Source organism: Methylobacterium oryzihabitans, assembly GCF_004004555.2.
Classification (GTDB): domain Bacteria; phylum Pseudomonadota; class Alphaproteobacteria; order Rhizobiales; family Beijerinckiaceae; genus Methylobacterium; species Methylobacterium oryzihabitans.
Window position 1 is genome coordinate 32,935 of record NZ_SACP01000040.1, and the last position, 12,546, is coordinate 45,480.

The 12,546-nt window shown below is 71.1% G+C and carries 14 protein-coding genes; 2 read left to right on the top strand and 12 right to left on the bottom strand.

Features of this window, described 5'->3' with window-relative positions:
* The first annotated feature begins 133 nt into the window (after positions 1-133).
* Positions 134-397, top strand: coding sequence for a GlsB/YeaQ/YmgE family stress response membrane protein (locus EOE48_RS25870; protein ID WP_127733763.1), 264 nt, complete (start codon positions 134-136; stop codon positions 395-397).
* A gap of 109 nt (positions 398-506) precedes the next feature.
* Here EOE48_RS25870 and EOE48_RS25875 read toward each other — a convergent pair whose 3' ends face one another.
* From EOE48_RS25875 to rpsO, 9 genes are all read right to left on the bottom strand, one after another.
* The gene (locus EOE48_RS25875) at positions 507-752 is read right to left on the bottom strand and encodes a YgaP family membrane protein (RefSeq protein ID WP_127733764.1); all 246 of its coding nucleotides are present in this window, start codon (positions 750-752) and stop codon (positions 507-509) included.
* A gap of 72 nt (positions 753-824) precedes the next feature.
* Positions 825-1,457, bottom strand: a complete 633-nt coding sequence (locus tag EOE48_RS25880) for a glutathione S-transferase family protein (protein WP_127733765.1) — start codon at positions 1,455-1,457, stop codon at positions 825-827.
* A 122-nt stretch (positions 1,458-1,579) separates the two neighbouring features.
* Complete coding sequence (locus EOE48_RS25885) at positions 1,580-1,927, bottom strand: DUF3088 domain-containing protein (protein ID WP_127733766.1); 348 nt, start codon at positions 1,925-1,927, stop codon at positions 1,580-1,582.
* Between the two features lie 369 nt (positions 1,928-2,296).
* Positions 2,297-2,590, bottom strand: a complete 294-nt coding sequence (locus EOE48_RS25890; protein ID WP_127733767.1) for an addiction module antidote protein — start codon at positions 2,588-2,590, stop codon at positions 2,297-2,299.
* A 3-nt stretch (positions 2,591-2,593) separates the two neighbouring features.
* Positions 2,594-2,884 carry a type II toxin-antitoxin system RelE/ParE family toxin gene (locus EOE48_RS25895; RefSeq protein WP_127733768.1) on the bottom strand — a complete coding sequence of 97 codons (291 nt, stop codon included), beginning with the start codon at positions 2,882-2,884 and terminating at the stop codon, positions 2,594-2,596.
* 74 nt (positions 2,885-2,958) lie between these two features.
* Positions 2,959-3,366 carry a helix-turn-helix domain-containing protein gene (locus EOE48_RS25900; RefSeq protein WP_127733769.1) on the bottom strand — a complete coding sequence of 136 codons (408 nt, stop codon included), beginning with the start codon at positions 3,364-3,366 and terminating at the stop codon, positions 2,959-2,961.
* Positions 3,363-3,647 (bottom strand): type II toxin-antitoxin system HigB family toxin, encoded by a 285-nt coding sequence (locus tag EOE48_RS25905; RefSeq protein WP_127733770.1) that lies wholly within the window; start codon positions 3,645-3,647, stop codon positions 3,363-3,365. Before EOE48_RS25905 ends, EOE48_RS25900 begins: the two co-directional genes overlap by 4 nt.
* 144 nt (positions 3,648-3,791) lie before the next feature.
* A complete protein-coding gene (gene pnp, locus EOE48_RS25910; RefSeq protein ID WP_127733771.1) occupies positions 3,792-6,011 on the bottom strand; it encodes a polyribonucleotide nucleotidyltransferase in 2,220 nt (739 codons plus the stop codon).
* Positions 6,012-6,267: 256 nt separating this feature from the next.
* Positions 6,268-6,537 (bottom strand): 30S ribosomal protein S15, encoded by a 270-nt coding sequence (gene rpsO / locus EOE48_RS25915; protein WP_127733772.1) that lies wholly within the window; start codon positions 6,535-6,537, stop codon positions 6,268-6,270.
* A 285-nt stretch (positions 6,538-6,822) separates the two neighbouring features.
* Between rpsO and EOE48_RS29380 the strand changes: the two genes are divergently transcribed.
* Positions 6,823-7,371: a DUF892 family protein gene (locus EOE48_RS29380; protein ID WP_187371552.1), complete on the top strand. Its 549-nt coding sequence runs from the start codon at positions 6,823-6,825 to the stop codon at positions 7,369-7,371.
* An 85-nt stretch (positions 7,372-7,456) separates the two neighbouring features.
* On the opposite strand, the gene xth is transcribed toward EOE48_RS29380, so the two are convergent.
* The 3 genes from xth to EOE48_RS29385 form a co-directional block, all read right to left on the bottom strand.
* Positions 7,457-8,266: an exodeoxyribonuclease III gene (gene xth / locus EOE48_RS25925; protein WP_127733774.1), complete on the bottom strand. Its 810-nt coding sequence runs from the start codon at positions 8,264-8,266 to the stop codon at positions 7,457-7,459.
* Positions 8,267-8,289: 23 nt separating this feature from the next.
* Positions 8,290-9,219, bottom strand: a complete 930-nt coding sequence (locus tag EOE48_RS25930) for an outer-membrane lipoprotein carrier protein LolA (protein ID WP_127733775.1) — start codon at positions 9,217-9,219, stop codon at positions 8,290-8,292.
* 115 nt (positions 9,220-9,334) lie between these two features.
* Positions 9,335-12,187: a DNA translocase FtsK gene (locus tag EOE48_RS29385; protein ID WP_246154891.1), complete on the bottom strand. Its 2,853-nt coding sequence runs from the start codon at positions 12,185-12,187 to the stop codon at positions 9,335-9,337.
* Positions 12,188-12,546: the final 359 nt, after the last annotated feature.

Below are 12,546 nucleotides of genomic sequence, written 5' to 3' on the forward strand. Positions count from 1 at the left end.
CCTTGTGCCGCCGGAACCGGGCCGGCGTAAAGGGCCCGGCCCGATTTCCGCCGCCGCAAGCAGCGGTTGCCGCAACCACGTTCGCCCTCAGTGCGTTCCTGGATCACCGCAAGCGGAGCCGAAGGGCATTCCCATGTCGATCCTGTGGACCATCATCATCGGCTTCATCGCCGGCGTCATCGCGAAGTTCATCATGCCGGGGCCGAACGAGCCGAGCGGCTTCATCCTGACCACGATCCTCGGCATCATCGGCGCCTTCGTGGCGACCTTTCTCGGGCAGGCGGTCGGCTGGTACGGTCCCAACCAGGGCGCGGGACTGATCGCCTCGGTGGTCGGCGCGATCATCGTGCTGGCGATCTGGGGCTTCATCCAGGGCCGCCGCCGGACCACGATCTGACGGTCTCGCCGGAGCCCGCCGGGCTCCGGTCCCGGGCAAGAGAAAGCCCCGCCCGGTCGAACCGGGCGGGGCTTTCTCGCTGCGGGATGTCGCGGCGGGGCCGTCCCGGTCAGGCGGCGTAGTCGAGGCGGTCGTTGCGCTGCTCCATCAGCGCCTTGGCGGCGCAGTGGCCGGTGGCGCCGCGGATCGCCAGCAGGCTGCCGCCGATCAGCGCCGCGAGGCTGAGCCACTTGTTCGGACGCGGCTGCGCCGCCGCCGCCGCCAGCCCGAGGCCGATCACCACCGAGATGGCGCGTTCCTTGGTCGACAGGTTGGGCTCGCCGCTGAAGACGTCGTGGATCAGGTCGTTGGCCATGGGGTCTCCGGAAGGTTCGGATCGGTCACGGTGCGAACGCGGCGTCTCGCCCGTCGTTCCCTCCGGGCGCCGTCAGGGCTGCGGCCGATCGGCGATCAGCCGGTCGTCGATCTCCCGCGCCCGAACCGCCGCCGGGCGGCCGGCGAGGCGGGCGACGTAGGTCTCGTAGGCCGGGCGCCGCTCGATGCCGCCGAACTGCATCCCCCACATCAGGTGCGAGCCGAGATAGAGGTCGGCGGCCGAGAACCGCCCGCCGGCGAGGTACTCGCCCGCCGACACCGCCGCCTCCAGGGCATCGAGCACCTCGGCCATGCTGCCGTAGCCGACCATCCGGCGCCGCTCCTCGGGCACGACGACGCCGAGCGCCCTGTCGGTCACCGCCGCCTCGACCGGGCCGGCGGCGAAGAACAGCCAGCGGTAATAGGCGCCGCGCTGCGGATCGCCGGGCGCCGGGGCGAGGCCGGCCTCGGGAAACGCGTCGGCGAGGTAGGCGCAGATCGCCGCCGTCTCGGTGACGGCGACGCCGCCATGGCGCAGGGCCGGCACCTTGCCGAGGGGATTGACCGCCCGGAAGGCGGATTCCTTCATGCCAGCGCCGTAGGTCAGCAACTCGGTCCGGTAGGGCGCCCCGACCTCCTCCAGCATCCAGCGCACGATCCGGCCGCGGGACATCGGGTGGGTGTAGAAGACGAGTTCGTCGCTCATGGTGGATCTCCCCCGGTGGGCGAATCAGCGCGCGCCCGCGGGGAGTCTTGGAGCAGCGGCCCGCGGCCGACAACGACGGGACCGCGCCCGTCCGACCAGGGGGCGAGACGGGTCCTCGCGGATCAGGGGTGGGGATCGGGAAAGCCGTGCCGCTCCGCCAGGACCGCCAGGATGCCGTCCTTGTCGGCGACGAACCCGCGCCCCCGGGAGGCGCCGGTCTCGTGCCGGGAACGGACGCCCTCGGCCAGGACGAGAAGCGGCAGGGACTGGTTTTCGTCGCCGACCGCCGCGATGACGTCTCGTCTCGGACGCGGCCACGCGACCCGCTCGACGGCGAGGCGTGTCGCCAAGGCCGGGAACGAGGCCAGCACGCCCTCGATCAGGGCGCAGTGCCAGCAGTAGAAGCGCCGTCCGGGATAGTCGGGATCCTCGAAGCCGGGCGTCAGCAGAAACAGCCTGTCGCGATCCATGCCGGGCCTCGCCGTCCGTCGATGCGCAACACCGCAGGCCGATCCGGTGCAAAGCGGTGGCCACGGCCAACTGATTGACGGGACGGAGCGTCATGCCGCCACGTCCCGGAGGAACGGCCTGATGCGAAATCCGGAAGATTGCTTCTGGATTTCGCATCATCAGCCCACGCGGCGCATGAGCGAAGCCGGTTTCCGCATCGCGAAGCGATCAATCGGAAACCGCATGATACGATTTTCGGACGATCAGTTCCGAAAATCGTATCGAAGCCTGCGCGGCGCTTGAGCATAGCCGATTTTCGCATCGCGAAGCGATCAGTCAAAAATCGTATGAGACCGGCGCGATCCCACCCGGACGCCGGTCCTGCCGCGTCACGCCTCCGCGGACCGCTTGACCGTCAGGGTCAGGCCGAGTGCCTTGAGGACGGCCCTGATCGTCTCGAAGGAGGGATTCCCGGTCTCTGACAGGGCCTTGTACAGGCTCTCGCGGCCGAGCCCGGCCTCGCGGGCGATCTGGGTCATGCCACGGGCCCGGGCGACCACGCCGATCGCGTGACGGATCAGCTCCGGGTCGCCGTCCTCCATGACGGCTTCGAGGTAGAGGGCGATGTCCTCGTCGGTCTTGAGGTGCTCGGCCGTATCATAGGGCTGCGTGTCGAGGGGCATGACTCACTCCGTTCTGGCGAGGCGCTTGGCGGCGGCGATGTCCTGAGCCTGGGTGCTCTTGTCGCCGCCGCACAACAGGATGACCAGCGCGCCACCGCGCTGGGCGAGGTAGATCCGGTAGCCCGGGCCGTGGTGGATCCGCAGCTCGCTCAAGCCCCCGCCGATCGGCTTGACGTCGCCGAGGTGGCCGAACGCGAGCCGGTCGAGGCGGGCGGCGATCCGCGCCACTGCGCGACGGTCGCGGAGGCCGTCGAGCCAAGCGGCAAAGGTGGGGGTGCGGCGGACCTCGATCATGCACCATCGTATCCCATGAGATACGAACGGCAAGGGCGCCAAAGCGGGACGAGCGCCATGCTGGACCCGGCCGGCTACAGCCCGAGGAACACGCCGGCCGGAAAGCCGAACCGGGCCGAGAGGGCCCGCGCCTGCCGAAGGTTGATCCGGCGCTTGCCGCTCAGGATCTCCGAGACGACGGATTGCGGGCCGACCTCGGGCACCTCGCCCTGGCCGAGCCCGCGCTCCTGCATGATGAAGCGGAGGGCCTCGGCCCCGGCGACCGGAGGCATCGGACGGTGCGCCTCGTCGTAGGCTTCGATCAGGTCCCCCATGCGGGAGGCCAGCAGGGCGAGGGGATGGTTCTCGTCTTCGCCGGCCAAGGCCAGCACCTCGTCCATCTGCTCCACGAGACGCCGGTACTCGGCGTCGGTCGCCGGCATGGCGAGCAGGGGGGCGACATGCCTCCAATGTTCGGCCGCCTGCTTCACGAGAGGATTCATCGCCACTTGCCCTTGTCGTACTCGGAATGATCCATGATGGATTGAATATATATTTTCTTGAATTTGTAATTCACAGCGGCAATCAGGCGGATCTTATTCCCGCCGATATCGAAGACGTGAAAGCGACCGACCTTGTCCGTCGCTGGGAACAAAGCCTTCATGGACGAGAAATCCGACGGCTCGGACGCCTTGATCAGCCGGTACCATGCGTCGAGGGCGTTCGCCGCGTGGGGCCATCTTTCCTTTGCCTCCCAGACTCGCGCCTGCGTGACAACTGGCATCGGCTCCATCGCAGTTTGATATAGAATGCGTAGCGTTGCTCCCCGTTGCGGGCAATGGGTTGTGCATGCGTGCGGCGCGCACAACAAAAAAGCGCGGCCCCGAAGGGCCGCGCCTCATGCCTCACCGGCTCTTGCCGCGGGCGGTTACTCGCCGGCGTCGTTGCGGCGGCCGCCGCGGTAGGAGCGGGGGCCGTCGTCGTTGCCGCCCTCGTTGCGCTCGCGCGGGCGCTCGGCGTCGCGCTGGGCCTTCACCTTTTCGGTGATGTCCTCGCCGGTCTGCTGGTCGACGACCTTCATCGACAGGCGGATCTTGCCGCGGTCGTCCTGACCGAGGAACTTCACCTTCACCTTGTCGCCTTCCTTCACCACGTCGGTGACCTTGGCGACGCGCTGGGCGGCGAGCTCCGAGATGTGGACGAGGCCGTCCTTGGCGCCGAAGAAGTTGACGAAGGCGCCGAACTCCATCGTCTTGACGACCGTGCCGTCGTAGATCGCCCCGACCTCGGCCTCGGCCACGATCGAGCGGATCCAGTTGTAGGCCGCCTTGATCGCCTTGCCGTCCGACGACGCGATCTTGATCGTGCCGGTGTCCTGGATGTCGATCTTGGCGCCGGTCTTTTCCACGATCTCGCGGATGACCTTGCCGCCGGTGCCGATCACTTCCCGGATCTTGTCGGTCGGGATCTGCATCGTCTCGATGCGCGGCGCGTGCTCGCCGAGCTCGGGCCGGGCCTCGTTGAGGGCCTTGGCCATCTCGTCGAGGATGTGGGCGCGGCCGTCCCTCGCCTGGTCGAGGGCGACCCGCATGATCTCCTCGGTGATGCCGGCGATCTTGATGTCCATCTGCAGCGAGGTGATGCCCTCGCTGGTGCCGGCGACCTTGAAGTCCATGTCGCCGAGATGGTCCTCGTCGCCGAGGATGTCGGACAGCACCGCGTAGCGCTCACCCTCGAGGATGAGGCCCATGGCGATGCCCGCCACCGGACGGCGCAGGGGCACGCCGGCATCCATCAGCGACAGCGAGGCGCCGCAGACCGAGGCCATCGAGGACGAGCCGTTCGACTCGGTGATCTCCGACACGACGCGGATCGTGTAGGGGAACTCGTGGGCAGCCGGTAGGACCGGGTGGACGGCGCGCCAGGCGAGCTTGCCGTGGCCGATCTCGCGCCGGCCGGGCGAGCCCATGCGGCCGGTCTCGCCGACCGAATAGGGCGGGAAGTTGTAGTGGAGGAGGAATGTCTCCTTGTAGGTGCCCTCCAGCGCGTCGATGAACTGCTCGTCGTCGCCGGTGCCGAGGGTCGCCACGACCATCGCCTGGGTCTCGCCGCGGGTGAACAGCGCCGAACCGTGGGCACGCGGCAGCACGCCGACCTCGGACACGATCGGGCGGACGGTCTTCACGTCGCGGCCGTCGATGCGCGAGCCGGTGTCGAGGATGTTCCAGCGAACGACCTTCGACTGCGCCTCCTTGAAGGCGGCCTTGATCTTCTCGGCCTCGAAGCGGGCCTCGCCCTCGGCCGGGACCAGGGCGGCCATCACCTTCGCCTTCACGGCGTCGACGGCGGCGTAGCGCTCCTGCTTGACGGTCTTCTTGTAGGCCTCGCGCAGCTCGGCCTCGCCGACCTCCAGCACCGCCTTCTCGACCTCGGCGTTGTCCGCCGGCTGGAAGTTGCGCGGCTCCTTGGCGGCCTTCTCGGCGAGCCGGATGATCGCCTCGATCACCGGCTGGAAGTGCTTGTGGCCGAACATCACGGCCCCGAGCATCACGTCCTCGGGCAGCTCCTTGGCTTCCGACTCGACCATCAGCACGGCGGCGTCGGTGCCGGCCACCACGAGGTCGAGGCTCGACGCCTCCATCTCCTGGACGAGGGGGTTGAGCTTGTACTGGCCGCCGACATAGCCGACGCGGGCGGCGCCGATCGGGCCCATGAACGGCACGCCCGACAGGGTGAGCGCCGCCGAGGCCGCAACCATCGCGAGCACGTCGGGGTCGTTCTCGAGGTCGTGCGACAGCACCGTCACGACGACCTGGGTGTCGTTGCGCCAGCCCTCGACGAAGAGGGGGCGGATCGGCCGGTCGATGAGGCGGGAGACCAGGGTCTCCTTCTCGGAGGGACGGCCCTCGCGCTTGAAGTAGCCGCCCGGGATGCGACCGGCGGCGTAGGTGCGCTCCTGGTAGTTCACCGTGAGGGGGAGAAAGTCGATGCCGGGCTTGGGCTCCTTCATCGACACCACGGTGGCGAGCACCGTGGTCTCGCCGTAGGTGGCGAGCACGGCGCCGTCGGCCTGCCGGGCGACCTTGCCGGTCTCGAGCACGAGCTTGCGCCCGCCCCACAGCAGCTCTTCGCGTTGAACGTCGAACATTCTTCTCTGCCTTCCTGCGGACCGGTCCGGGCGGCGCCAGCGCAAGACGGCGAGGGGCTGGCAGGGCAAGACACCCTCGCCAGCCCCCGGCGATCCTGCCCTGGCGGTCGCGCCCGGGCCCGGGGGTTTGGGCGGCCGGACCCATTCCGGCCCGCCCGGGGCTCCGCCTCCCCGCCGCCGGCCCCGGGGGCGCGGCAAGGGGGCGTGCGAAGCGAAAACGCGGCCCGAGCCGGGCCCGGACCGCGTCGGCGCGCCTTTAGCGGCGGATGCCGAGGCGCTCGATGAGGCTGCGGTAGCGCGCCTCGTCCTTGCGCTTCAGGTAGTCGAGGAGCGACCGGCGCTGCGAGACCAGCTTGAGCAGGCCGCGGCGCGAGTGGTTGTCCTTGGTGTGGGTCTTGAAGTGCCCGGTGAGGTTCTGGATCCGCTCGGTGAGGATCGCGACCTGCACCTCCGGCGAGCCGGTGTCGCTGCTGCCGCGGGCATGGTCCTTGATGAGCGCGGTCTTGCGCTCCGCCGTGATCGACATCGCGTGTCCTTTCGGGTGTCGGGGTGGTGGGGGCGGCGTGATCGGCCGCTTCCGGCAGGGCTCGGCCGGGCCGGGATGTCGTCCAGCGCGGTCCGCCATGGCGGAAAGCCTCGCGTTCGGGGCGAGGTTGCGCGAAGCCATACACGCATCCGGCCGCCGAGGCCACCGCTTATCGCGGCGCCATCCGCGCGGTTTCGCCACGCGGCCGCCCGCTGCCGCCAAGGTCGAACCGAAGTCCTGCCCGCCCGTTGGGCCGGCATTCCAACCCACCTCAGAGGTCACGCCATGACGAGCACCGCGACGGCTGCGCCCGACACCCTGGCCGGGAGCGAGTCTGTTCAGACGCTCTACATCACCGCCCTGCGCAACACCCACGCCCTGGAGAAGCAGGCGGCGCAGATGCTGCAACGGCAGATCGAGCGCTACGAGAACTACCCGGATCTGGTCCAGGCCCTGCGGCTGCACCGGAGCGAGACCGACCAGCAGGCCACCCGCCTGTCGGACCTCCTGCACGGCCACGGCGAGGACCGCTCGCTGCTCAAGGACGTGGTGACCCAGACGGTGGGCAACGTCGCGGCCCTCGTCCACAGCGTCACCTCCGACGAGGTGCTGAAGAACCTCTACACCGACTACTCGGTCGAGACCTACGAGGTCGCCGCCTACACCTCGCTGATCGCGCTGGCCGAGGCGGCGGGGCACCGCAAGGACCTCGACCTGCTCACGCTCTCCCTGAAGGAGGAGGAGCGGATGGCCGAGGCGGTGTTCGCGCAGATCAAGCCGGTGACGCTGGCCTATGCCGAGCGCGAGGCGGCGGGGAAGAAGGCGGATCGATAAGGCCCGGACAGGTCCCCGCTGGCCGAAGATGCGAGGCTCGTGCGCCCTGGCGCGCGAGCCGCGCATCTTCAGGCCGGGTCGCGGTTCACAACTCCAGTTCCACCGTCACCGGCACATGATCCGACGGCTTCTCCCAGGCGCGGACGTGCCTGGCCACCGTCACCGCCTTCACGGTGCCGGCGAGGTCGGGCGTGACCCAGATGTGGTCGAGGCGCCTTCCCTTGTCGGCGGCGGCCCAGTCAGGGGAGCGGTAGCTCCACCACGTAAAAATCTTCTCCGGCGGCGGGCGCAGGTGGCGCATCGTGTCGACCCAGCCGGCCTCGCCCCGCAGGGTCTCCAGGCGCTCGGTCTCGATCGGGGTGTGGCTCACCACGTCGAGCAACTGCTTGTGCGACCAGACGTCGTGCTCCAGCGGCGCCACGTTGAGGTCGCCGACGAGGATCGCCGGGCCGGACGGGCGCCGGCCGCCCCAGGCACGCAGCTCGTCCATGAAGGCGAGCTTGTGGGCGAACTTGTCGTTGAGAGCGGCGTCCGGCACGTCGCCGCCGGCCGGGACGTAGAAGTCGTGCAGCACGATGCCGGCCGCCGCGCCGGCCTCCGGCCCGAGCGCCGCCGAGATGTGGCGGGCGTCCTGGCGCTCGCAGAAGCTCATCACGTCGCGGGTGGCCAGCGGCAGCCGCGACAGGATCGCGACGCCGTTATAGCCCTTCTGGCCGGCGAACACGACGTGCGGGTAGCCGAAGCCCTGCAATTCCTTGAGCGGGAAGCGGTCGTCCGGGCACTTGGTCTCCTGGAGACAGAGCACGTCGGGCCTGGCTTCGTCGAGGAAGCGGCGGACGAGGTCGATGCGCAGGCGGACGGAGTTGATGTTCCAGGTCGAGACGGTGAGGCGCAACGGAGGAAAACCTCAAGCAAGGATCATTTGGCCTGCTGCATGCGGCGCTCGAGTTCCTTGTCCTCGGCGCGGCCGTAATTGATGACGAACAGCATCCCGTCGACGGCGCGGCCGCGCTGGAGGTTCGAGAGCACGACGGTGGTCTGGTAGCCCTGCGGATCGGTGATCCGCCACTGGCTCAGGGTCTTCATGTCGGCGTCGAAGAACAGCATGATCCGGGAGGTGCCGCCGAGCGTCGAGCGGTCGTCGAGGGTCAGGCGCACGCCGCCGGGATCGGCCGCGACGTCGGTCACCGTCAGGTCGCGGGCGAGGTCGATCTTGTCGCGCAGCAGGAATTTCAGCGGCGTCTGCGAGATGAAGTACAGGTCCTGGGTCGCGAGCTTGCGGTCGCGTACCGCCACCGAGGTGCCGTCGGCCACCACCTCCAGCGAGGAGGGCTGGTCGTAGTCGAAGCGCAGGCGGCCCGGCTTGGCCAGGGTGAGCTTGCCGCCGATCTTGCGGCCGTCGGCGCCGATCTGGACGAAGTTGCCGGTCAGCGTCGAGACGCCGTTGAAATAGGCGTTGGCGCGCTCGATCACCGAGGCCGGGTTGGCGGCGTCGAGGGCGACCGGGGTGGCGACGGCGGCGACCTGCTGGCCGGCCGGGGCTGGGGACTCGGCGACCGCCTCGACCGGGGCGGCCCGGCTCCCGCCGAGCGCCGCCGGACGCCGCGGCGGCAGCGGCGCGCGCACGGCCGCCGCGGCGCCCGGGGTGGCGGCCGGGGCCTCGGGTGCCGCCGGGACCGGGGCCGGCTCGGCCTGCGGCGCCGGGTCCTTGCGGCCGAACAGGCCGTCGAGGAAGGAGGAGACCTGCGCCTGGGCCGTCCCGGTCCCGACGAGCAGCGCGAGGACCGCGCCGGCCGCGGCGGGGCGCACGCCCGCCGGAGGGCGGGATCGGGGGCGACGGCCTGTCATCGGCAGCGTTCTCCTGTGGAGGCGGGCAGGGGGACGGGGCGCCGGATCCGGCTCACCGGATCTTAGAGCCCCGCCCTGTGGCGGAAGTAGGGACCTGCGGGGCTTGACGCCCCTGTCAGCCCTCGTCGGCCGACGGGGCGGTGGGCTCGACCAGGATCTCGCGCTTGCCGGCGTGGTTGGCGGGGCCGACGATGCCCTCGCGCTCCATCCGCTCCATCAGCGAGGCGGCCCGGTTGTAGCCGATCTGGAGACGGCGCTGGATGTAGCTCGTCGAGGCCTTCCTGTCGCGCAGCACCACCGCCACCGCCTGATCGTAGACGTCGGCCGCCGGCTCGGCGAAGTTGCCCCCATCGAACACCGGCGCCTCGGCGGCCGCCTCGGGCTCGGCCTCCTCGTCGACGGTGATCGAGTCGAGGTAGGACGGACGGCCCTGGCGCTTGAGGTGGGCCACCACCTGCTCGACCTCGTCGTCCGAGCAGAACGGGCCGTGCACTCGCGTCGTGCGCCCGCCGCCGGCCATGAACAGCATGTCGCCCTGGCCCAGCAGCTGCTCGGCGCCCATCTCGCCCAGAATCGTGCGCGAGTCGATCTTGCTCGTCACCTGGAACGAGATCCGCGTCGGGAAGTTCGCCTTGATCGTCCCGGTGATCACGTCCACCGACGGACGCTGCGTCGCCATGATGAGGTGAAGCCCCGCCGCCCGCGCCATCTGCGCGAGCCGCTGGATCGCCCCCTCGATGTCCTTGCCCGCCACCATCATCAGGTCGGCCATCTCGTCGACGATGATGACGATGTAGGGCAGCGCCGAGAGGTCCATCACCTCGTCCTCGTACACCGCCTCCCCGGTCTCCCGGTCGAACCCGGTCTGCACCGTCCGGGTGATCACCTCGCCCCGCGCCCGCGCCTCCGCCACCCGGGCGTTGAACCCGTCGATGTTGCGAACGCCGAGGCGGGCCATCTTGCGATAGCGCTCCTCCATCTCGCGCACGGCCCACTTGAGGGCGATGACCGCCTTCTTGGGGTCGGTGACGACGGGCGAGAGCAGGTGCGGGATGCCGTCGTAGACCGACAGTTCCAGCATCTTGGGATCGACCATGATGAGCCGGCACTCCTCCGGCTTCATCCGGTAGAGCAGGCTGAGGATCATGGTGTTGATCGCCACCGACTTGCCCGAGCCGGTGGTGCCGGCGACCAGCAGGTGGGGCATGCGGGCGAGGTCGGCGATGATCGGCTCGCCGCCGATGTTCTTGCCCAGACACAGGGCGAGCTTCTGCTTGGTCTCGGCGAAGACCGGCGAGGCGAGGAGCTCGCGCAGGTACACGGTCTCGCGCTTGGCGTTGGGCAGCTCGATGCCGATGGCGTTGCGGCCCTGGACGACGGCGACGCGGGCGGAGACGGCCGACATCGAGCGGGCGATGTCGTCGGCGAGGGAGATGACGCGCGAGGACTTGGTGCCCGGCGCCGGCTCCATCTCGTAGAGCGTGACGACCGGACCCGGGCGCACCGCCAGGATCTCGCCGCGCACCCCGAAATCCTGGATCACCTGCTGCAGGTCGACGGCGTTGCGCTCCAGGAGGTCGGTGTCGAGTTCGCTGCCGTCCGACAGCCGCGGCTCGGCGAGCAGTTCCAGGGGCGGCAGCGCGTAGGGCGCGTCGGGCGCCCGGGACGGCAGCAGGCGCAGGGCAGGGGCCTCGGACGGCACCGGCGCCAGGATGTCGTCGTCGTCCTCGGGGTCGTCGAGGTCGAGGCCGAGATCGATGTCGAAGCCCGACCCGCCGATCATCGGCACCGGGCTCTCGTCCGGCCAGGCCGGGGCGGGCTCGGGCGACGGCGCCGCGGCCTCGAAGGCCGGCGCGTCGTCGGCCGGGAGCCAGGCCGGCTCCTCGGCGGATGGCGGCTCGGCGGCGGCCTGGATCGCGGCTTCGGCCGGCTCCAGGTAGGCGTGTTCGACCCTCACCGGCTCCGCCTGCCCGACCGGCACCGGTTGGGCTTGCCCGACCGGCAGGATGATCCGCGGCGGGCGCGGGTTGGCGTTCGGGGCCGGCGCGGGCGCGGCGCCGCGGCCGGTCGGCACGTAGACGAAGGGCCGGGCGGTCGCGACCGGCGCCACCAGCGGCTCCGGCGCGTGCGGTCCGGCCTCGGTTCCAAGGGCCGGCCCATCGTCCGGAGCGAGGTCGGCCCAGCCGAGCGGCGGCAGGGCGAAGCCCCCCGTCGAGAGGACGAAGTCGTCGCCGGGCACGAAGCAGTCCACCGGCGACAGCGCGAAGGCGGCGACCGGGGCGGGGGAGACTGCGGCGTCGGCCGCCGGGACAGGCAGGTGCAGGCTCTCGGCCGCGACCGGCGCGGGGTCGGTGACCGGGACGGTCGGCCACAGCGCCTCCGGCACCCGCGGGGTGGGGGCGTAGGTCAGCGCCAGCAGCGGCTCGGGCGCCGGCAGCGGGATCACGTCGGGCGCGTCGGCGGCGGCAGCCTCGCCGGCCGTCTGCGGCGGAACGTGCAGGGGGAGGCTCAGGCCGAAGCTCGCCGAGGCGAAGCCCGGCACCGGCCCGGCCGACAGGGCGAGATCCGCCGGGACAGGAGACGCAGGGGCAAGGGATGGGGGGGCAAGAGACGCGGGGGCGTCGTCCGCCGCGGCCAGGGGCGCCGGGACGGCGGACGGGGCCTCCGGCTCGCCCGCGACGACCGCGCCGTGCGGGGCGACCGTCGCGGGGGCGTCCGGATCCAGGTCGGGCCGGGGGGCTTCCGGGTCGTTGTCCTGGATCTCGGCGATCGGCAGCGGCCGGGTCCAGTCGTGGCGGAGCAGGCGGTCGAGGCCGTAGGCCGCGCGGAGTTCGGACTCGGAGCCGTGCGCCTCGTCCGGCGACGCCGGGTCGGCGAGCGTACCGGCCCCGTCATCCGCGGCGAGGGGCGTGGCGCCGGCCTCGTCGGGGGACGGGAGCGGTTCGGCCTGGACGGCATCGACCGGCATCGGCTCGAAGACCGCGTCCGCGGCAGCCGCGTCGGGCCCGGCCTCCGGAAGCCCCCCGTCGCCCGGATCCACGGACTCGTCGACCGGCAAAGCCACGGCTTCGCAGGACGGCACCGCCGCGTCGGCGGGCGCCGCGGCGAGATCGTCGGCGATCCCGGCGACCGGGTCGGCCGCGGCGACGGCCTGAGCGACCGTCGGCCCGGCGGCGGGCTCGTCGGCACCGGCCGGCGCGTCGAGCCGGTCGGACCGAGTATCGGGCGCGAACGGCGCGTCGGCGGGGGCCGGATCCGGCGCGGCCGGCCCCTCCCCGGGAGGCAGGGGCTCGGCCGGATGGCGCAGGAGATGGTCCGGGGTGCGGG